Source organism: Brevibacterium sp. CFH 10365, assembly GCF_009299785.1.
Lineage (GTDB): Bacteria > Actinomycetota > Actinomycetes > Actinomycetales > Brevibacteriaceae > Brevibacterium > Brevibacterium limosum.
Genome location: NZ_VIGO01000003.1, coordinates 274854 through 294018 on the forward strand (window position 1 = coordinate 274854; position 19165 = coordinate 294018).

Sequence of the window (19165 nt, forward strand, 5' to 3'; positions counted from 1 at the left end):
GCACCGTCGAGTGCCCGGAGGATGAACATGTCGAAGTTCGATGTCGTCGAAACGTCCATCGCCGATCTGCGAGCCGCCCTCGAAGACGGCCGCACCACCTCGGTGGAGCTCGTCGAGGCCTATCAGGACCGGATCGCCGCGTTCGACGGCCCCGACACAAATACCGCACTCAACTCCGTGATCGTTGAGAATCCGCAAGCCCTCGCCGAGGCGGCCGCCTCCGACGAGCGGCGAGCGCGCGGTGACGCGCGCGGCCCCCTCGACGGGATCCCGTACACCGCGAAAGACTCCTATATGGTCGCGGGCCTCACCGTCGCCTCCGGGTCGCCGGCCTTCGCCGACCTCGTCGCGCAGAAGGATGCCTTCACGATCGAACGGCTGCGCGACGGCGGTGCCATCTGCCTGGGGCTGACGAACATGCCCCCGATGGCCAACGGCGGCATGCAGCGCGGACTCTACGGCCGTGCCGAGAGCCCCTACAATCCCGACTGGCTGACCAGCGCGTTCGCGTCCGGGTCGTCGAACGGTTCGGGCACGGCAACGACGGCGAGCTTCGCGGCCTTCGGCCTCGGCGAGGAGACCTGGTCCTCGGGTCGCGCTCCGGCCTCGCACAATGCACTCATCGCCTACACTCCCTCCCACGGGGTCATCAGTGTCCGCGGCAATTGGCCACTTGTGCCGACGATGGACGTCGTCGTCCCCCACACCCGCACGATGGCCGACCTCATCGAAGTCCTCGACGTCATCGTCGGCGACGACGCTGAGACCCGCGGGGATTTCTGGCGCGTCCAGCCGTGGGTGGAGATCCCGCAGGCGAGCGCCATCCGTCCCGACTCATACGCCGCCCTGCTCCCGGAATCCGTCGAAGCGGCCCGCACGGTGCTCGCCGGAAAGCGCCTCGGGGTGCCGCGGATGTACATCAACGCCGATGACGAGGCCGGAACGAACCCGGACGGCGGAATCGGCGGGCCCACGGGACAACGGATCGTGACCCGCGCCTCGGTGATGGAGGCGTGGGAGGCCGCCCGGGCCGACCTCGAGTCCGCGGGCGCCGAGGTCATCGAGACGGACTTCCCGGTCGTGAGCAACTACGAAGGCGACCGGCCCGGTGCCCCGACGATCGCGACCCGCGGCTTCGTCACCGCCGAGTACCTCGACCGGGAGATCAACGACCTGTCCTCGTGGGCGTGGGACGATTTCCTCTCAGCGAATGGCGACCCGAATCTCTCCACCCTCGCCGACGTGGACGGAACGTTGATCTTCCCTCATCCGCCCGGCGCCCTGCCGGACCGATACGACGGCTTCGACGATGACATCGCCACCTATCCGGAGCAGGTGCGGGCGAATCGGTACACCTCGGTGACGGAGATTCCGGAGCTCGAATCCGGTGTGCGCGGACTCGAGGAGACCCGCCGGGTCGACCTCGAAGAGTGGATGGACGCCAACGGTCTCGATGCGGTGGTCTTCCCGGCGATAGCCGATGTGGGTCCGGCGGACATGGACGTCAACGAAGCCTCGGCCGATCTCGGGTGGCGCAACGGCACCTGGGTGGCCAATGGCAACCTCGTGCCCCGCCACCTCGGCATCCCGTCGGTGACGGTGCCGATGGGCACGATGGCCGACACCGGAATCCCGGTGGGTCTGACGATCGCCGGGCGCGGCTGGGACGATTCCGCGCTCATCGAGATCGCCGCGGCATTCGAAGCCACCGGTGACCGCCGGGAGGTGCCGCCGCGGGCTCCGCGGCTGTAGGGCCATCTCGGCTGCACGGGTTCACTGACTCTGTCGCATCGTTCCTGTCGCGCCGACCCGAGAATTCAACACTGAGACTCAGCGCCCGGAGGCGAGTTCGCATTTTCGCCTGGAGGCGTCGCGCAGCTGCATCCATCCGGCGAGGATGAACCAGACGAGGAACGGGTAGGACGCGGCCCTCTCGATGATGCCATCGGGCAGGTTCCAACTCTCAGGGCTCGTCATGAGCAGTGTTCCGGCGAGACCCAGGACGCCCAGTCCGAGCGTGAGTCCGCCGAATCCGACGGGGCCGATCCATCGACTCTCCGGCCACCGGATCAAAGCGATGCCAGCCGCGAGCAGGCCGAGGTTCTGGATCGCTGATCCGCCGAATCCGAAGACGGCGTGCAGGGTCGGGGAGATATCTGCCGGGACCATTCCGGTTCCTGCCAGCAGCATTCCACCGGCGGCGAGCAGGAATGAACCGCACCTGCCCCAGCGACTCGGGGCGATCCAGTCGTGCCAGATGAAGGCGATGATCGCGAGGATCGATCCGGCGATGATGGAGACGCCGTTGACGAAGGGATGGGCCGGCGAACAGCCCTCGACCGGGATTTCGGCGTCTCCCCATTCCCCGCAGCCGGTCATCCCCAGATGGCTGATGGGCTGCTGGGTGAACGAGTAGCCGCCTTCGGAGAGCAGCGCCGCGGGGATCTCGATGAGGAGGGTGGCCAGTCCGGCGAGCACAGCGAGGAGTGCCCACACCCGCTCGGGTTTGGGCGAAACGCGGATGGTGCCCGAACCGACCATCTCGGTCCCTCCGTGCGACTACCTCGGATGTTGTTCACGGTATCACCGCGCCTCCCTGAAACCTTCTGGTGAACCTGCCAGAACCCTGGCGTGTCGGTCGCACAGGATGGAACAGTATTGACCATGGTCGATTACACAGTTCTCGCCGAACGCGCCTTCACCCTCCTGCAAGGACACCACCAGGACGAACCGCTCGTGCTGCCGACCGTCTGGGACGCCTGGTCGGCTCGCGCCATGGTCGACGTCGGGTTCAATGCCCTGAGCATCGGATCGCACCCGCTGGCCGATTCTCTCGGCCATGCCGATGGAGAGAACATGACGCTCGAGCAAGCGCTCGAGGGAATCTCCCGGATCACCTCGGCGGTGAATGTGCCCGTCACCGCGGACCTCGAATCCGGCTACGACACCCCCGCACCCGAACTCATCGCCGGCCTCCTCGACGCCGGAGCGGTCGGCGTGAACATCGAGGATACGATCCACAGTCGGGGCAGCATGCGCAGCCCCGAGGAGCACGCCGAATACATCTGGAGCCTGCGCCAAGCCGCCGAAGCCCAACGAGTCCACGTCGTCATCAACGCCCGCACCGACGTATTCAAATATCCCGGCGACTTCGACGATCCCACCGCCGAGGTGGTCCGTCGTCTCCGTCTGTGCACCGAGGCCGGCGCGGACTCCGTCTACCCCGTGCGGCTGCCCGATGTGGGCACGCTCAAGTCGATCCTCGCCCAGATCACTCTGCCGCTCAACGTCACCGCTCACCCGATCAAGGGTGCGGTGCCCGAAGAACTCGACCTCGCCCAGCTCACCGAGCTCGGGGTCGGGCGCGTGACCTTCGGTCCGCTTCTGCAGGCGGCGGTGACCGACTGCTTCGCCGACTTCACGCGCGCCTGGCAGTAGGGTCATCCCTCTGCTGTCGGCACGAACAACTGCACCTCACCTCCACCCCACCTCAAGAGGAGACGCAATGCCCGCCAGCCCCCGCGAAGGCCAGCCGATCTGGATCGACTATGTCTGCCAGGACTTCGAAGCCGCCCAAAACTTCTACAACCAGCTCTTCGGCTGGGAATTCACCGACATGGGTGAGGAATTCGGCCACTACCACATGATCAGGAAGGACGGAAGCGACGTCGGCGGTGCCATGCGAGCCATGAACATGGACGGTTCCCCGAGCCCGGAGATGCCCACGGCCTGGTCGACCTACCTGCACACTGGGGACATCGCCGGAACCCACCAGGCCGCGCTGTCCGCCGGTGCCGCGGATGTCGTCGGCCCCATGCCCGTCGGCCCGCTCGGCCAGATGGCCGTCGTCGTCGATCCGACGGGTTCGCCCATCGGCATGTGGCAGCCCGGAGAGTTCTCCGGCTTCGACACTCCGCTCACCCCGGGAACTCCCGTGTGGTTCGAGCTGATGACGACGAACTACCAGGCCGCGAATGAGTTCTACGGCAAGGTCTTCTCCTTCGACATCACCCCGATGGAAGGCTTCCCGTACTCCACGCACGGCGACGGTGACGATGCCGTGGCCGGAATCTGCGATGCCAGCGAGTGGGTGCAGAATTCCTTTTGGCGCACCTACTTCAACGTCGAAGACGCCGATGCCGCGGCCGCGAAGGTGACCGAGCTCGACGGCAAGGTGATCGCCGGTCCCGAAGATTCCCCGTACGGTCGCATCGTCACGGTCACCGATCCCGAAGGTGCGACGTTCCAGCTGCAGCAGAACCCGTGACCGTCCCGAAGGCGGCCCGGCACCGTTCCAGTCGGCTGCAGCGCGGCAGTCACTGATCCGACCATGACCACCACCGACCGATTTGAACCGCTGCGGCGACGATTCCTCAGCCTCGGGCTCGGGGAGATCGTCGCCGCAGCGGTCTTCGCTGTCGTGCCCCGCGACCTCAGGCCCGCAACGCGAGCGCGAACGGCAGCACCGAGGCGGCGCCCGCCCGCCGCAAAAGGCGCGCGCAGATCGTCATCGTCCATCGGGAGACGACCTCGTCATCGACGAGCAGCACCGACTTCCCAGCCACCGCTTCCTCGACCTCGGGCGGAACGACGAAGGCCTCAAACAAGTCTTTGACGCGGAAGGCGCTGTTGACGTCCGGAGTGCCGTGGTCACCGACCTGCAGCAGCTCACCGCCGTCGAGGAGCCGCCCGGCCGCAGCCAGATTCGCAGCCAGGGACCGCACGGTCACTGGACGACGGTTGCTCGGGATCGACACGACCACTTCGGGGCGGGTGGTCCAGTCCCACTGCCCGAGAACCTCGAGGCACCATTTGCCGATCTGGCCGGGCACCTCGGCATCGGGAGCATCCGGGGCGAGGAACGATCGCAGGCTCTGCCCCTGCCCGAGGTCGGACAGGCGAGCGATCGCGCGCCCTTCCTCGGCCAGCTCTTCGGCGGGGATCCGCCCCTTGAGGGGCACACCGATGTTGGCCAGGCCGCTGGGCCAGGTGCTGCGCGGTTCGATGGGCAGACCGATCTTGTGCAGGGTTCCGGCCGCGGCCTGACGCTGTTCGTCGGAGATCTCGGCGGAGAACCACACGCCGGCGCAGTTGTCGCAGCGGCCGCAGGGCTGCGGGTCGGGGTCGTCGAGCTGTCGGATGAGGAATTCCATCCGGCACTGACCAGTCGCTTCGTAGTCGAGCATGGCCCGGGCCTCCGCGGCACGCACGGCCGCGACCTTCTCATACCGCTGTCGATCATAGGTCCAGCCCTGACCGGTCGAAACATACCCTCCCTTGACCTTCATCACCGCGTCTTCGACCTCGAGGGTCTTGAGCAGCAGGGTCAGCCGGGAACGCTTGGTTCCGACCAACGTCTCCAAGCGAGCCACGGACAGTGGGGCGTCCGCCTCGGCGACGGCCGCGAGCACAGTATTCGCGTCGTCCTGGTTCGGCATCGACGCGGTCGCGAAGTACTCCCAGATCTGTTCGTCTTCCGCCCCAGGCAGCAGGAGCACGTCGGCGGAGTCCGTGGCACGGCCGGCGCGACCGACCTGCTGGTAATAGGCCACGGCCGACGACGGGGCACCGATGTGGATGACGAAACCGAGGTCGGGTTTGTCGAAGCCCATTCCCAACGCCGATGTGGCCACGAGCGCCTTGAGGCGGTTGTCCTTGAGCTGCTGTTCGAGTTCGGCACGTTCTTCGGCATCGGTCCGGCCCGTATAGGCGCGGACCTCGTGGCCCTGTTCGCGCAGCATCCGGGTGATGTCCTCGGCGGCGGAGACGGTGAGCGTGTAGACGATGCCGGACCCGGTGAAGTCGTTCAGGTGTGAGGACAGCCAGGCAATGCGAGCACTCGCATCGAGCCCGGGCAGGACGCCGAGACGCAGCGAGTCGCGGGCGAGCTCACCGCGGACGACGGTGGTGTCGTCGCCGAGCTGTTCGGCGACGTCGGTGACGACCCGGGAGTTCGCGGTTGCGGTCGTCGCGAGCACCGGGGTGTCATGCGGCAGTTCGGACAGGATCCGGCCGATGCGGCGGTAGTCGGGGCGGAAGTCATGGCCCCAATCGGAGATGCAGTGGGCCTCGTCGACGACGATGAGGCCGAGGAATCTCAGCAGCTGCGGCAGGACTTCGTCGCGGAACTGCGGATTGTTCAGCCGTTCCGGGGAGACGAGGAGGACGTCGAGGCTGCCAGCTTTGAGGTCGTCGAGAACGGAGTCCCATTCGGTGACGTTCGAGGAGTTGAGGCTGGCGGCGCGGACTCCGGCGCGTTCGGCTGCGGCGATCTGGTCGCGCATGAGCGCCAACAGCGGGGAGATGATGAGGCTGGGGCCGGTGCCGGCGGCCCGGAGCATACGGGTGGCGACGAAGTACACGGCGGACTTGCCCCACCCGGTGCGCTGGACGACGAGGACGCGTTTCCTGCCTTGGACGAGGTCACGGATCGCTTCGAGCTGACCGTCGCGGAACTGCGCGCTCGGGTCTGCGGTCAGCTCGGTCAGCATCGACTGCGCGGAGGCGGCGAAGTCGTCCCCAGCACGGTCCGTGGAGATGGGCGGCTCGGGGGCAGAACCGTTCACGTGGGTGCTCTCGGGCCAGGAAGTCGGGGTGGATTCCGTCATGGGCCCAGTCTAGGCGGAGGCCCTGACACGACCGGGCCGGCCGCCCGAGCTTCAGCGCAGTGCGTACTCGACGCCCAGGGTGGCGAGCACACCGAAGAGGACGCCCCAGAGGATGATCGAGATGACCTGCCAGAAAGCCACGACATTGCGGTTGGCACCGAAACCGACCATCGCCGACGAGGTGATCTGCGAAGGCAGGAGAGTCTGGCCGAGCAGCGAGACCCCCGGCACGCCGAACTTATCGAACATGCGCTTGAGCCGTTGCCGCTTCGGAGACTCATCAGATTCCTTGTTCTTCGTCGCCCTGTCACGAATGGCACCGGCCCCATAGACGAAGGCGAGCATCGAGACGACATTGCCGATGACGGCCACGAGGATGGCAACCACGGGATGCAAGCCGATGGCAACACCGATGACAGAGCCGAAGTACGACTCGACGAACGGGATAGCGGAGACGAGCAGAACGCCCGCCCACTGCAGCCAGTCGGGAAAGTTTCCGGCGAATTCCTGCAGACTGTCGATCATGAGGGCTCTCTCTTCTTCCGTTCGGGTCCTCTGGTCGGGTCAGCACACTGTTCCTGCCGCGCCGCGTCGACGCCTTGGCACACCGTACTAGTACAACGTACTATACACTGAGCGAAAGCATCATTGTCAATGAAGCGAGGAGTTCGGTTGTCGAAGCGAGATGAGATCATCGCCGCGGCCATCCGACTGGCCGAGGGGTCGCAACCCGGGCAGGCGAACCTCAGTGTGCGCGCCGTGGCCAAGGAAGCCGGTGTCGGCCCGTCGACCCTGCGCCACTATTTCCCCTCCCAGTCCGACCTCCACGAGGCGGTCGCGCTGAAGTCCATCGACACTGTCATCAATGACTTCTCCATCGCCGATGCGGCCCTCGACCCGGCCGACCGGCTCTATGAATGCTGTGCGCAGTTCCTGCCGACCCATGAGCATCGGGACGTGCAGCTCGAAACCTGGTTCTCCATGCACCTGCATGCTCTCGGGGCCGAGAAGCGGGCCGTGTCCCGCCGGCTCCTCGAGCACGGTCACCGGGTCACCTATGACAGCCTGCATCGGTGGCTGAATCTGCTCGCTGAGGAGGGGCACGTCGACCCCACCGAGGTGGCCCCCATCGCGAAAGCCCTCTTCACCTCCATCGACGGCATCGCCCTGCATTCGATCATCACCCCGGAGACCATGACTGTCGACGCCGCCCACGAGCAGGTGAGATGGACGATCGACAAGCTCCTCAGCCCCTGAGCGGCCGATCCGCCGCTTCGTGCCCGAGCAGCAAGCATCCAGGGATGCCCAAAGAGACTCTTGGGTGGTCATTCTGGTCCCGCTCTGCACGGTTTTCCGTGACCATTTCGTCCACCCAGTGGGCCGGGAACCGGCTCAACGATGAGCGGCTGGCCCTCGGCCGAGACTGGCCGCATGGCTGCGGCCGAAGCAGTCAACTTAGATGGCTGGGGACCCTGCTGAGAGCGTCAGCTTCACGCTAGCCAATCTTGCAGTTGCGCTCTGCCCAATAAGTGAAGATGGGGATGAAATATCGGTTGGTTGGCGTCTGGTCAAAAGTTCCAAGTTATCCGAAATCCTCTACTTCGCGGTCCATAGTCGGCCGCCAAAGGACGCGGTTTGCATAAGTTGACCAGCTGATTCCGGTTCTGAGGTCAGGTAGCCAGGTACATCGTCGTAGTGCAATCCAGGAAACAAGAGGAGATGAATTGGCCATCGGCCGAAGTAGGACGACACCAAGGAACTCACGGTCCCAAAAGAGAATCGCGGCTTGCTCCTCCGTCGAATCCACATCGCACAAGACGCACTCCGTGTCTCAAGTATTTCGGATGACCGCAAGCGTGCCACCGGATCAAAGCGTTAAGTTGGAACCATGTCCAATGTTGAACAATCGTTCCAGATGCCTTTCACCCCTACCCCGCGCGACTTCAGCGGGTTTCCGATGCCGGCTTCCGTCCCGAAGGGCATGCGGCTTGAACTGAGTCGATCCCGAATTCGACCTGGTCAAGAAGAGACATTTGACGAGTGGATGAACATGCTCAATAGCCGGCCGGACGAATTGCAGGAGAGTCTCCCAGCGGAGCGGCAACTGTTCGAAGCGACGTTTCGCCACACAGAAGCAGATGGCTCCACGTGGATCTATCACCTCTCACTCATGGGCGAAGACGGCCGAGGGAACGACGAATCGATACCCATCGATGCAGCGCACGTCGCCTACAGCAAGCAGGCAAAGGAACCGGGCTGGGAAGAGCTCGAGCCGCGTTTCATGTTGGCACCCGCCCAGTTGCTCGCATCAATGAAACGCTACGCCGAGTCGGGGCATGACAACGGCTGAGCCTGATGATGTTCAAGTGGTCACCGCATGGCGGCGGCCGCACGGCGCAGCGCCTCGGTGAGTCGGGCGAGCTTGTCCGAGGCCAATTTCCAGTGATGCCAGTACAGCGGGACATCGATATGCGGGTTCTCACCGATCTCGACGAGGTCGGCATCGAGGCGGTCGAGCTGCAGGACCGGGACCATTCCCCAGCCGAGACCTGCCTCCACCGCGGCTGCGAACTCTGCTGACCCCGGCACGACCGACATCGGCGGTCTTGCCTCGACTCCACGGCGGCGGAGGAACTCGAACTGCAGGTCGTCGTCCTGCCCGAAGTTCACCATCGGCAGCCGCGTCAGATCCGCCTCGGCGCCAGTGGAATGCCGGTCCAACTGAGAGCGCTCGGCGACAGCGACATAGCGCATCGTCCCGAGCTCGACGACCGTCGTCCCGTACCCGCCGGTCGCCGTCGAGGTGATCGTGCCGAGCACCTCGCCGGACGCCAACAGCGGCAGGGCTTTGTCCTGGTCGACCATTTCGACGCGGAGGACGACATCGTCCCAGTCGGCCGCCTCGGCGAAGATCGGGCGGAACCACGTCGCCATCGAATCGGCGTTCACACCCACCCTCAGCACGGTGGGCTCCCGTCGCCTGTCACCGGATCCGCCCGGCCCGAGGGAATCGGCGTCGATGCCGTGCAGCCGGTCGAGCGCCTCGGACTCGAGCAGCTCGACCTGCCGAGCGTAGCGGAGGATGGCCTGCCCCGCCTCGGTGACGGTTACCGGGTTCGTCCGTCGGATGAGCACCTGCCCGAGGCGGGACTCGAGCGTGCGAATGCGCTGGCTCGCCGCCGAGGCGGTGATGCCGAGGACGAAGGCCGCCCCCTCGACGGTGCCTTCGTCGACGGCGGCAGCGAGCGCTTTGACGTGATCGATGTTCATGAAGCAATTGTGCATCAGATGCATATTCTGTTGTTTTTCTTACGCCGAGTCAGTCTCTAATCTTGAGTCCGTGCTCACTCATCTCGTCACCGGACTCCTCACCGGCTGGTCGCTCATCATCGCCGTCGGCCCGCAGAACGCCCTCCTGTTGCGACAGGGGATCCGGCGTGAGCACCTTGGCGTCGTCGTCACCATCTGCATCGTCGCCGACGTCCTGCTCATCGGAGCGGGCACGGTGGGGATCGGAGCGATCGTGCTGCTCGCGCCGTGGGCACTCGAGGTCCTGCGTTGGCTGGGCGTGGCCTACCTGCTGTGGTTCGCGTGGACGAGCCTGAAATCGGCGCGCGAAGCCACCGGGCTGAAGGCTGACACTCATCAGCGGACCCTCAAGTCCGTCATCGTCACCACTCTGGCTCTGACGTTCCTCAACCCGGGCGTCTACCTCGACACCGTCGTCATGCTCGGCAACCTCGCGAACCAACAGGGCGCGGACGGAGTCTGGCCGTTCACCCTCGGGGCGATGCTCGGCTCGATCAGCTGGTTCCTCGTCATCGGCTACGGCGCCCGCGGGCTCTCCCGATACCTGGGCCGGCCGCGGGTGTGGCAGGTCCTCGACGTGCTCATCGCGATCGTGCTCATCATCCTCGCGGTGCGGCTCGCGCTCGGATAGGGAGCGGCTGGGTGCGACTCGCAGCGTTGCCCCCGATTTGCTGGTCGATCCGGGGCGGTGTCAGTGCCGACACATACCGTCGCAGACATGGATCCTCGAGTCGATCTGCCGCTGCGCTCGGTGGCCAAGCACGGCCTGTCCCCGCCCGAGCTGAGTCCCTGGCTGCGTGAGCTGCCGGCCGTCCGCGACGTCCTGGCCGGCTTCGAGTTCGATCGCACAACCGTCTTCGTCGGCGAGAACGGCTCCGGCAAGTCGACCATCATCGAGGCCATCGCCACTGCCCTCGACCTCCCTCACGGCGGCGGCTCCGATTGGGAGGTGCGCGACCACGTCGAGGCTCCTCCCGAGCTGAGTGAACATCTGCAGATCGTGCGCGGAGCGACGACGAACCGCAGCGGATTCTTCCTCCGCGCTGAAACGATGCACGAGAACATGGCCTATCTCATGGGCGTCGGTTCGATGCGCGGCCATCACTATGCGCATCGATCGCACGGAGAGATGTTCCTCGACATGCTCACGGGCCGTTTCATGGACCTGGGACTGTGGATCCTCGACGAGCCCGAGAGCGCGCTGTCTTTCACGGCCTCGCTGACTCTTCTTCAGCTCATCCGCGAACGCCAGCGGAAGGGCCTGCAGACCGTCATGGCCACCCACTCCCCCATCCTGGCCCGGGCCGACAACGCGAAGATCGTCGAGGTCGGCGACTGGGGCTTGCGCGAATCCGCGTGGGAGGACCTCGACATGGTCGATCACTGGCGCCGTTTCCTCCACGACCCGCAGAGGTACCTGCGCTACCTCGACGACTGAGTCGCCGATCGAGCGTCAGGCCGAGTCGACAGCCGAGTCGCCGATCGCGGAAACGATCGAATCCTGGCCGGCCCCGCACCCTGACCCGGGCCTACAGCTGCAGGCTCGGGTGGAGCTGAGTGAGTGTGACCATGCGCTTGCGACTGCAGACCACGATCGTCGCAACCAGACAGAGTGCGGTCATCAGCAGCAGGACCACGGCGGCCTGCGCCGCGATGAACATGTCACCGCCGGCGACCAGGGTACGCAGACCGCTGACCGCGTGGGTCATCGGCAGGAACGGCGAGATGATCTGGAAGATCTTCGGCGCCGTCTCCACCGGATAGGTTCCGCCCGCCGAGGCGATCTGCAGCATGAGCAGGACCAGCGCGATGAGTCTGCCGACCCCTCCCAGGGCCGCAACACACAGCTGATGCACGGAGTGGAAACACGCCGCCACGAGCATTGAGAACAGCAGCGTCCACACCCACGCCCCGGCGGAGAAGTCCAAGGCGAAAGTGAGGATCGCATAGAGGACCACGACCTGGGCGATGCCGAAGAGCAGCCCGGGAACATAGCCTGCCCAGGCGATCCGCGACGAGGTGGCCGATGAGAACAACGCCCGATATGGAATGGCGTTGAGCACCATATAGGTGATCATGCCGCCGATCCACAGCGCCAAGGAGACGAAGAACGCGGACAGTCCTTCGCCATATGCACCGACCGCATTGTCCTTGGCCTTGTCCGCGTCAACGGGAACAGCCACGACATCCGAACGGTTCTCCCGGTCGTTCTTGTCGTACGTCGGGATCTGCTCGAGCCCCTTCTTCAGCCCGTCGGCGAGTTCCTCGGACCCGTCATCGAGTTTGCCCGCGCCCTTGTCGAGCTCGGTCGACCCGTCGACGAGCTGCGAGGAACCGTCCTTGAGGTCGTCGGCACCGTCCTTGGCCTTGGCGGTGCCGTCCTTGAGCTGGACCGCACCGTCATGCAGGTCGCCGGCGCCCTTGGCGAGCTCTCCCGCACCGGCGTCGAGCTTGATCAGCCCCGAGTGGAGGTCATCGGCACCGGTCGCGACCTTCTGTGCTCCGTCGTCGAGCTGACCGATCTTCCTATCGGCAGTGCGGATCTTGTCCATCACTCCATCGACAGCGTCGGTCAGCTTGTCCTCGAGGCTCTTGGCCTCATCCTTTGCGTCGGAGGCGCGCTTGTGCGCGGAATCGAGGTCCTCGCCGAGGCCGTTGGCATCCTCGGCGAGCTTCTTGACGTTCGGGTCGTCCGGATAGTCCTTCTGCAGCTGCTTGATCCTGTCATCCATGTCCCCGCGCACGGTGATCCGGGCATCGTCGAAGTCCCCTTCGGCGCGTTCGAGCTTGGGACGCGCCCCATCGACGACGTCATCGGCCTTGCGTTTGACGTCTTCGGCCTTCTGCGTGGCCTCGTCGGCGGTGTCGCGCAGTTCGGAGGTGCCGTCGGCGACCTGCCCGGCACCGTCGGCGAGTTTCTTCGACCCGTTCTTCGCTTCGGTGGTGGACTTCGCCAGGGCATCGGCGCCCTCGGAGAGGTCGCCGCTGCCTTTCTTCAGCTCACCCGCACCGTCGTCGAGGTCGATGAGCCCGGTCTGCAGCGTTCCGATGCCCTTGTCGAGCTTCGTCGTCCCGTCGACGAGCTCTCCGGTGCCGTCGTGGAGCTCGCCTGCTCCGTCGTGCAGTTCGGACGCACCGTCCGCAGCCTTCTCCGTCTCCGAATGGATATCGTTGAAACCGAGGTACACCTGGCTGACGTACTCGGCAGTCGTCGTCTCGCTCAGCCCTCCCTTGATCTCGGAGAGGATGGTCCCGGCCACCTGCCCGACGATGAAGTTGTGGGCGTCGTCGGTGCGCAGCCGCAGCCCTGCCTGCTCCGGATCGTCACCGCCCGTGGATACGAGCATCTCCGAGAAGTCCGAGGGGATCTCGAGGACCGCGAAATACTTCCCCTCGGCCAGCCCCTCATCGGCTTCTTCCTGGCTGGTCTCCTGCCAGTCGAATCCGCCTTCGCCCTTCGGCGTGATCTCGTCGACGAGTTCCTTACCTGCGTCGAGCCTCTCCCCGTCCGAATCGGGCTTCTCCGCCCCCGCATCCTCGTTGACGACGGCCGCCTGCAGCTTGTCGAGGTGGTCGGTCGGGTTCCAGTTCGAGGCCAGGTAAAGGCCGCCGTAGATCGACGGGATGACGACGATGACGATCATCGCCAGTCGCGTGATCGTGTGGCGTTTGAATCGTGAGAGTTCTAACCAAGGGAGGGAGAACATTCGGGAATCTCCTCGGATTCGACTTCGTGGGGCTGGAAGTTCAGTGCTTGGACCCGCGATGAGCGGGAGGATGGGGCGGCAGCTCGAGTTCGACCACCGACGGCTCCGCGCGGGAGCCGAGCGAGCTGGTGGCGATGTCGAGTTCGCTCGAGTCTTCGCAGGAGACGACGACTGTGAGCGGTTCTTCGGCATCCCGCGTTCTGCGCAGCTGCTGGTAGATGAGGATCCCGGCCCAGGCACGGGCCCGGTCGGCGGATTCGCGCAGGTAGTCGATGTTGTCGATGACGACGACGGGTGGGCGGCTGAGGCTCGCAAGTCCGAACTCGAGGAAGAATTTCTGCAGCTCGCTCAGCTCGGAGACGAACACCTCTCCGTCATCGTCGATGAGGAAATCCGCGCGCTGGGCATCCTGCTTCGAAAACGTCCCCGGCGGGAGTTCGTCGATGATCTCCGTGGCCATGGTGAAAGCATCCCGGAACAGGCCGATGACCTCGCGCAATGTCGACTTCGACGCCCACGGCTTATACCAGGGCTGCAGCATGATCTGCCGTTCGGCGACGTGCTGCGCGACCGTGAAATCGCCCTCGAGATCCGTCAGCCCACCGATATGTCCGACCGCGACCTGCCCGCGCACGGTGCGGGCCTGCTTGCGGATATCGACATCGCCGAGGCGGCCCTCCCCTGCCGAGACCCGCATCCTTCCGGCCAGGGACAGAAGGAAGGAGGTCTTGCCGCTGCCGGCGGGGCCGCGGACGACGGCGACGGCACCGGTCGGCACCTCGAGGTCGATATCGGTGAAGACGCCGCCTTGTTTTCCGGACAGAGTCCAACCGCGCAGCGAGACCGCTGGCGCGTCGATGTCGGCGTCCTCGGCGAGAGTGTCCGTTGTGCTCTCCATAGCCATCGCTCCCAGTCGTCTGTGCCCGCGTCGATCCCGTCCGTGCCGGAGATTTCTGCACCGCGCAGGTGACTGCAGACTACGTCACCACAGCGCGCGAGAGTGTGGAGCGGGCGACTCCACGTGAAGTTACCCATTGGTAACACTAGTGAATTCTCCCATGAAACCGACTCAAGAGTGAATTGGGAGAACCCAGATGTCACGAAACGCACATCGGTTTTCTGCGGCGAGGCGGTCGGGCCGCCTCTCGAGTGGGGTCGCGGCGCGGTTTCTGGGGGCGGGGACGTAATATCGAAGGCGTCGATCTCCCTCGACACCCGACGACGAGAACGAGGAGCGGATGAGCACGGCCGATCGCAACCTCACCGGACTGCACAGACGGTGGGGGTTGAGCCCGTCGACACTGGCACCCGGATGCTTCGCCTCGGTGATGGCGACCGGGATCGTGTCGATCGGTGCGGAGCTCAAAGGGCTGCATCTGCTGTCCATCGCTCTGTTCTGGCTTGCCGTCGTCCTCTACGTATTCTTCACCGTGCTCACCGTGGTGCGGATCCTCCGGTATCGCGACGCCGTTCGCGCCGACCTGCATGATCCGTCCCGGGCATTCGGCTTCTTCACCGCCGTGGCCGGAACGAATGTGTTGGCGACAGGCTTCGTCAGCCTGGGCCTGATCCCGCTCGCCCTCGCCCTCTTCGCCTTCGGCGGCCTCCTGTGGTTGGTGCTCGGTTACGGGATCCCCTTCACTGCGGTCCTCGGTTCGAGCACGCGGCCGGTGTCCTCAGAGGTGAACGGCACCTGGCTCGTGTGGGTGGTCGCCGCTCAGTCCGTGGCAGTGGTGGCTTCGAGCCTGGGGATCGAGCTTCCGAGCACTCCGTATGCCGATCCCGGTCTGGTCGCGTACCTGACGCTCGCGGCAGTCGTCATGTGGGCCGTAGGTCTGGCGCTCTATGTAGTCTGCATGATTGCGATCGGTGTGCGCGTGCTCCAGCATCGATTCGGGCCAGAGGACCTCGATGCTCCGTATTGGGTGTCGATGGGGGCGCTGGCGATCACGATCGTCGCGGGTTCGCGGATTCTCGATCTGGGAGGGACTCCCCTGCTCGAAGCAACTCGCATGCTGGTCGGCGCATCCTCGGCGCTGGTGTGGGCGATCGCCACGTGGCTCATCCCCGCACTCATCGCCGCAGGCATCTGGAAGCACGTCGTCCACCGGCTGCCGATGACGTATGCGGCCGGGCTGTGGAGCATGGTGTTCCCCTTGGGCATGTACTCCGTGGCGAGCATCTACCTGGGCCGCTCGGATCATGTGCCGGTGATCGAGTGGATCGGCCAGCACTGGTTCTGGGTCGGTCTCGCGATCTGGGCGATCGTCTTCGTCGCCATGGTCTCGTCATTTATCAGAACCCTCCGCCGCCCCTGACCGACCGGGTCGCGTCGGCAGCACAACGCCCCGCCGGCGGCATCTCGCACAATTGCAATGGTGCGAGATGCCGCCGGCGGGGCGTGATGGCCGCGCAGCTGTAGGAGGTGTCAGCAGCGGGGCGTGATGCTTGCGCCGAAGTCAGGCGTCGAAGCGCTGGCCCTCGGGCTTGGGCGGCAGAATCTCCATGACAAGTACGACGATTCCGCCGATCGAGGTCAGGGTGAGCAAGTAGAAGAGCCCGGAGAAGCCCGCGTCATGGAGGCGGCGCCAAGAGATAGCGATCGACGGCACGATCGTGGCAAGGAAGATCACGCCGAGGAGAACTCCACCCATGCCCATCAGCGCGACGCCGCCGCCGGAAGGCGCTCCGCCCCCATAGGGATCAGCAGAAGCAGCGGCCGCCATCATGACAGCTCCGATGATGAAGAGAACATAAGGCACGAGCCCAATGAGCGCACAGAACAGCGTTGCCCACCAGAACTCGCTGCGCGAGGCCCGGCCCGAGAACTTCACGTAGTTCTTGAAGAAGCGCTTGACGGCCTGACCGAAGGTCGCACCGTAGAGAGGGAGCGAGAGGTCATCGGGGCTGGTGGCACCGCGAGGGGCCCCACCATAGCCCGGCCCACCGTACCCGGGGGCACCGGCGCCTGGCATTCCTTGACCGGGAGCTCCGGCCCCTGAGTTGTATGCTGCATTCGCGTCGTAGGACATGGTGACCTTCAGTGTTAGAGGATATTTCCAGCGGCGCTCCTCCGCTGATCGTCAGGGCTTCTGCAACCGACTGTCAGGAAGAGCGATAACCATTCTGCCCTACTGCACCCGTCGATCATGTGGCGACCCGGTATCAGATCTGCAACACCGGCGCGGGTTCGCCGTCCGGATACGCCAGCGGCGCCCGAGAAACAGTTCCCGGGCGCCGAGGAAACGACGGATTCAGGCGTCGCCTCCGGTCAGTGCATAAGCTTCGTCGACCGACGACTCGTCGATGTGACCGTCGACGCGGCGCAGCGCCTTCCACCCCACAGAGATGACGACGACCGACAGCAGCACGGCCCCGGCCCCGAATAGGTAGGGCGAGCCTGCACTGATCGATTCGGACACCGAACCCGCGACGATCGGAGCGATCGCACCGCCGACAAAGCGCACACCCGAGTAGGTGCCCGAGGCGACGGGACGGGGCAGGTCGCTGACCTCCATCGCCGATTCGGTGAAGACGGTGTTGAGCACGCCCAGAAGCATGCCCGCGACGATGATGCAGACGATGATGCCGATGAATGACTCGACGAGGAAGGACATCACACCCAGCAGCACGGCGAGTGCGATCAGGGTGACGATGAGGCTGCGGCGACGTCCCATCCGCTTGGTCAGCACCGGCGCCCCGAACACCGAGGTGATCGCCACGCAGATGCCCCACCCGAAGAAGACGTAGCCGAGGCCCATGGCCCCGAAGTCCTCCATGCCCAACTTCGCGGCGGCCGCCTCGACGGGGAACGGGCTGTAGGCCAGCAGGATGAAGAAGCCGAAGTTGTACAGCAGAGCGGAGACGCCGAGCACGGCCACACCCGGACGGGCCAGCGCCCGGAACGTGGCGCTGAGCCTGATCGGCTCTGCCGAAGGTCCGTTCGAACTCGTGCCCGACGGCAGCAGCACGATGATCGCGATGAAGCCGATGGCCATGAGGACGGCAGTGCCGAAGAACGGGCCGCGCCAGGAGATGCCGCCGAGAAGGCCGCCGAGCAGTGGGCCGGTGGCGATGCCGACGCCGAGAGCAGCCTCGTAGAGGATGATCGCCTTTTCGGCGCCACCGGAAGCGGCGCCGACGATCGTCGACAGAGCAGTGGAGATGAACAGCGCGTTGCCCAGACCCCAACCGGCACGGAAGCCGATGATCTGGTCGACGGAACCGGAGAATCCGGCCAGAGCCGCGAACGCGACGATGAGGACGAGCCCGATGAGCAGCGTGATCTTCGCACCGATGCGCGAGGACAGGAAGCTCGTGAAGAACATCATGCCGCCGGTGATGAACAGATAGCTGGTGAACAGCAGCATCGACTGGGCGGGAGTGGCGTCGAGTTCAGCCGAGATGGCCGGCAGGATCGGGTCGACCAGGCCGATGCCCATGAAGGCGATGACCGCGGCGAACGCGACGGCCCAGACGGCACGTGGCTGACGAAGGATGGACGCCCCCGCCCCGGTATCGCCGGGTTCTTCGTCCCCTGTGGTTTCGTTGTCTGCTGACGCTCTCATCTGCTGGTCGCGTCCCCTTTCCTGTGGTGCGTTCTATTCTGAGATCTCTGGTGAAAGCCGTGGCAGGCTCCGCGTCTACGGCGTGTCCGTGTCCGTTTCCGACGCCTCCACGGGCTCGTCGACGGGTTCTTCGGCAGAGTCGACCGGGTGGCGGTCCTTGAGGAAGTCCGAGACCAGTCCGAGCGCGCGGTCGACGCTCTGCCGCTCCTCGATGCTCAGCGACTCGAAGTACGGCTGCATCTGCTCGATCATGATCGATCGGTTCTCCGCCAATCGCTGCCGACCGGCATCGGTGAGCGAGAACTGCGACGCACGGCCATCCGTCGGGCTGGGTTCGCGCACGACGAGTCCGGCCTCCTCGAGCTTGGCGAGGAGCTTCGTCGCCGCAGGCTGAGAACTCAGATACCCTTGCGCAAAATGACCGACCCGGACGGGCTGATACTGTTCGACGACGGCGAGCGCGCGCAGCGCCGCCAGTGAGTTCTCGTTGCCGATCACTCGCCGAAACGCCCGTGTCAGGCGTGACGAGACGACAACGAGCCGCGACACGAGTTCAGCCGAATCCACATCATCCATAACTTATTTATATACCCAGGTTATGCATCTCGGCAAATCGAGCGCATTTCCCAACGCCTCCCCGGCGCACCCGCAGAGCCGCCCCTCGCCCCACGTCGCGGAGATGTCACTGTGTGACAGACTTCACAGACACCTGGGCGATGGTCGTGCTAACCTGGCCTCACATGTTCCGGGGACGGTGAAATTCCGTACCGGCGGTCATAGTCCGCGACCCGCTCGCATTCGTGCAGGCGGTTGATTCGGTGAGATTCCGAAACCGACAGTCAGAGTCTGGATGGGAGGAGCATGGTGGCCTCGGCCGCTGTGTTTCGGTGCATTCGACCGCACCGTCGCACGCATCTGAGACGCCCTGATGGTTGCACCCGCAATATCCTCCCTCCCGGCGAAGGCTCGGGAG

At 65.2% G+C, this 19165-nt stretch carries 17 protein-coding genes and 1 riboswitch; of the genes, 8 read left to right on the forward strand and 9 right to left on the reverse strand.

Annotated features, from left to right (window positions below; genetic code table 11):
- Window positions 1–27: 27 nt before the first annotated feature.
- Window positions 28–1752: an amidase gene (locus FHG09_RS07385; RefSeq protein ID WP_152347000.1), complete on the forward strand. Its 1725-nt coding sequence runs from the start codon at window positions 28–30 to the stop codon at window positions 1750–1752.
- 78 nt (window positions 1753–1830) lie between these two features.
- Here FHG09_RS07385 and FHG09_RS07390 read toward each other — a convergent pair whose 3' ends face one another.
- Window positions 1831–2541: a DUF998 domain-containing protein gene (locus FHG09_RS07390; protein WP_152347001.1), complete on the reverse strand. Its 711-nt coding sequence runs from the start codon at window positions 2539–2541 to the stop codon at window positions 1831–1833.
- 123 nt (window positions 2542–2664) lie between these two features.
- Here FHG09_RS07390 and FHG09_RS07395 point away from each other — a divergent pair, with 123 nt between their 5' ends.
- Window positions 2665–3438 carry an isocitrate lyase/PEP mutase family protein gene (locus tag FHG09_RS07395; protein WP_152347002.1) on the forward strand — a complete coding sequence of 258 codons (774 nt, stop codon included), beginning with the start codon at window positions 2665–2667 and terminating at the stop codon, window positions 3436–3438.
- 67 nt (window positions 3439–3505) lie between these two features.
- Window positions 3506–4267, forward strand: coding sequence for a VOC family protein (locus tag FHG09_RS07400; RefSeq protein ID WP_152347003.1), 762 nt, complete (start codon window positions 3506–3508; stop codon window positions 4265–4267).
- A 166-nt stretch (window positions 4268–4433) separates the two neighbouring features.
- Here the strand turns inward: FHG09_RS07400 and FHG09_RS07405 are convergent, their stop codons facing one another.
- Both FHG09_RS07405 and FHG09_RS07410 read right to left on the reverse strand, forming a co-directional pair.
- The gene (locus tag FHG09_RS07405) at window positions 4434–6608 is read right to left on the reverse strand and encodes a RecQ family ATP-dependent DNA helicase (RefSeq protein WP_413773145.1); all 2175 of its coding nucleotides are present in this window, start codon (window positions 6606–6608) and stop codon (window positions 4434–4436) included.
- Between the two features lie 51 nt (window positions 6609–6659).
- Window positions 6660–7133: a hypothetical protein gene (locus FHG09_RS07410; RefSeq protein ID WP_152347004.1), complete on the reverse strand. Its 474-nt coding sequence runs from the start codon at window positions 7131–7133 to the stop codon at window positions 6660–6662.
- A 147-nt stretch (window positions 7134–7280) separates the two neighbouring features.
- On the opposite strand from FHG09_RS07410, the gene FHG09_RS07415 reads away from it, so the two are divergent.
- Both FHG09_RS07415 and FHG09_RS07420 read left to right on the forward strand, forming a co-directional pair.
- Entirely contained in the window at window positions 7281–7865 is a 585-nt protein-coding gene (locus FHG09_RS07415; RefSeq protein WP_152347005.1) for a TetR/AcrR family transcriptional regulator, read from the forward strand.
- Window positions 7866–8496: 631 nt separating this feature from the next.
- Complete coding sequence (locus tag FHG09_RS07420) at window positions 8497–8958, forward strand: DUF6176 family protein (protein WP_227492617.1); 462 nt, start codon at window positions 8497–8499, stop codon at window positions 8956–8958.
- A 20-nt stretch (window positions 8959–8978) separates the two neighbouring features.
- On the opposite strand, the gene FHG09_RS07425 is transcribed toward FHG09_RS07420, so the two are convergent.
- Window positions 8979–9878: an ArgP/LysG family DNA-binding transcriptional regulator gene (locus FHG09_RS07425; RefSeq protein WP_152347006.1), complete on the reverse strand. Its 900-nt coding sequence runs from the start codon at window positions 9876–9878 to the stop codon at window positions 8979–8981.
- Between the two features lie 70 nt (window positions 9879–9948).
- On the opposite strand from FHG09_RS07425, the gene FHG09_RS07430 reads away from it, so the two are divergent.
- Together FHG09_RS07430 and FHG09_RS07435 are read left to right on the forward strand one after the other, a co-directional pair.
- The gene (locus tag FHG09_RS07430; RefSeq protein WP_227492618.1) at window positions 9949–10548 is read left to right on the forward strand and encodes a LysE/ArgO family amino acid transporter; all 600 of its coding nucleotides are present in this window, start codon (window positions 9949–9951) and stop codon (window positions 10546–10548) included.
- Window positions 10549–10635: 87 nt separating this feature from the next.
- Window positions 10636–11355 carry an AAA family ATPase gene (locus tag FHG09_RS07435; protein ID WP_152347008.1) on the forward strand — a complete coding sequence of 240 codons (720 nt, stop codon included), beginning with the start codon at window positions 10636–10638 and terminating at the stop codon, window positions 11353–11355.
- 91 nt (window positions 11356–11446) lie between these two features.
- On the opposite strand, the gene FHG09_RS07440 is transcribed toward FHG09_RS07435, so the two are convergent.
- Together FHG09_RS07440 and FHG09_RS07445 are read right to left on the reverse strand one after the other, a co-directional pair.
- A complete protein-coding gene (locus FHG09_RS07440; RefSeq protein WP_152347009.1) occupies window positions 11447–13624 on the reverse strand; it encodes a YhgE/Pip domain-containing protein in 2178 nt (725 codons plus the stop codon).
- Window positions 13625–13664: 40 nt separating this feature from the next.
- Window positions 13665–14522, reverse strand: a complete 858-nt coding sequence (locus FHG09_RS07445) for an ATP-binding cassette domain-containing protein (RefSeq protein ID WP_152347010.1) — start codon at window positions 14520–14522, stop codon at window positions 13665–13667.
- 340 nt (window positions 14523–14862) lie between these two features.
- Here FHG09_RS07445 and FHG09_RS07450 point away from each other — a divergent pair, with 340 nt between their 5' ends.
- Window positions 14863–15942, forward strand: a complete 1080-nt coding sequence (locus FHG09_RS07450) for a tellurite resistance/C4-dicarboxylate transporter family protein (protein WP_152347011.1) — start codon at window positions 14863–14865, stop codon at window positions 15940–15942.
- A gap of 141 nt (window positions 15943–16083) precedes the next feature.
- On the opposite strand, the gene FHG09_RS07455 is transcribed toward FHG09_RS07450, so the two are convergent.
- From FHG09_RS07455 to FHG09_RS07465, 3 genes are all read right to left on the reverse strand, one after another.
- Entirely contained in the window at window positions 16084–16656 is a 573-nt protein-coding gene (locus tag FHG09_RS07455; RefSeq protein ID WP_152347012.1) for a DUF805 domain-containing protein, read from the reverse strand.
- Window positions 16657–16878: 222 nt separating this feature from the next.
- Complete coding sequence (locus tag FHG09_RS07460; protein ID WP_152347013.1) at window positions 16879–18192, reverse strand: MFS transporter; 1314 nt, start codon at window positions 18190–18192, stop codon at window positions 16879–16881.
- Window positions 18193–18267: 75 nt separating this feature from the next.
- Window positions 18268–18768: a MarR family winged helix-turn-helix transcriptional regulator gene (locus FHG09_RS07465; protein ID WP_152347014.1), complete on the reverse strand. Its 501-nt coding sequence runs from the start codon at window positions 18766–18768 to the stop codon at window positions 18268–18270.
- 161 nt (window positions 18769–18929) lie between these two features.
- A riboswitch (FMN riboswitch) is annotated at window positions 18930–19058 on the forward strand.
- Window positions 19059–19165: the final 107 nt, after the last annotated feature.

What these genes read in the sequence shown, in the direction of transcription:
- FHG09_RS07435 (WP_152347008.1), top strand. Translation starts at nt 10,636, where the DNA reads ATGGATCCTCGAGTCGATCTGCCGCTGCGCTCGGTGGCCAAGCACGGC.
- FHG09_RS07440 (WP_152347009.1), bottom strand. Translation starts at nt 13,624, where the DNA reads ATGTTCTCCCTCCCTTGGTTAGAACTCTCACGATTCAAACGCCACACG.
- FHG09_RS07425 (WP_152347006.1), bottom strand. Translation starts at nt 9,878, where the DNA reads ATGAACATCGATCACGTCAAAGCGCTCGCTGCCGCCGTCGACGAAGGC.
- FHG09_RS07445 (WP_152347010.1), bottom strand. Translation starts at nt 14,522, where the DNA reads ATGGAGAGCACAACGGACACTCTCGCCGAGGACGCCGACATCGACGCG.
- FHG09_RS07395 (WP_152347002.1), top strand. Translation starts at nt 2,665, where the DNA reads ATGGTCGATTACACAGTTCTCGCCGAACGCGCCTTCACCCTCCTGCAA.
- FHG09_RS07405 (WP_413773145.1), bottom strand. Translation starts at nt 6,608, where the DNA reads ATGACGGAATCCACCCCGACTTCCTGGCCCGAGAGCACCCACGTGAAC.
- FHG09_RS07390 (WP_152347001.1), bottom strand. Translation starts at nt 2,541, where the DNA reads ATGGTCGGTTCGGGCACCATCCGCGTTTCGCCCAAACCCGAGCGGGTG.
- FHG09_RS07450 (WP_152347011.1), top strand. Translation starts at nt 14,863, where the DNA reads ATGAGCACGGCCGATCGCAACCTCACCGGACTGCACAGACGGTGGGGG.
- FHG09_RS07400 (WP_152347003.1), top strand. Translation starts at nt 3,506, where the DNA reads ATGCCCGCCAGCCCCCGCGAAGGCCAGCCGATCTGGATCGACTATGTC.
- FHG09_RS07455 (WP_152347012.1), bottom strand. Translation starts at nt 16,656, where the DNA reads ATGTCCTACGACGCGAATGCAGCATACAACTCAGGGGCCGGAGCTCCC.
- FHG09_RS07420 (WP_227492617.1), top strand. Translation starts at nt 8,497, where the DNA reads ATGTCCAATGTTGAACAATCGTTCCAGATGCCTTTCACCCCTACCCCG.
- FHG09_RS07465 (WP_152347014.1), bottom strand. Translation starts at nt 18,768, where the DNA reads ATGGATGATGTGGATTCGGCTGAACTCGTGTCGCGGCTCGTTGTCGTC.
- FHG09_RS07385 (WP_152347000.1), top strand. Translation starts at nt 28, where the DNA reads ATGTCGAAGTTCGATGTCGTCGAAACGTCCATCGCCGATCTGCGAGCC.
- FHG09_RS07410 (WP_152347004.1), bottom strand. Translation starts at nt 7,133, where the DNA reads ATGATCGACAGTCTGCAGGAATTCGCCGGAAACTTTCCCGACTGGCTG.
- FHG09_RS07460 (WP_152347013.1), bottom strand. Translation starts at nt 18,192, where the DNA reads ATGAGAGCGTCAGCAGACAACGAAACCACAGGGGACGAAGAACCCGGC.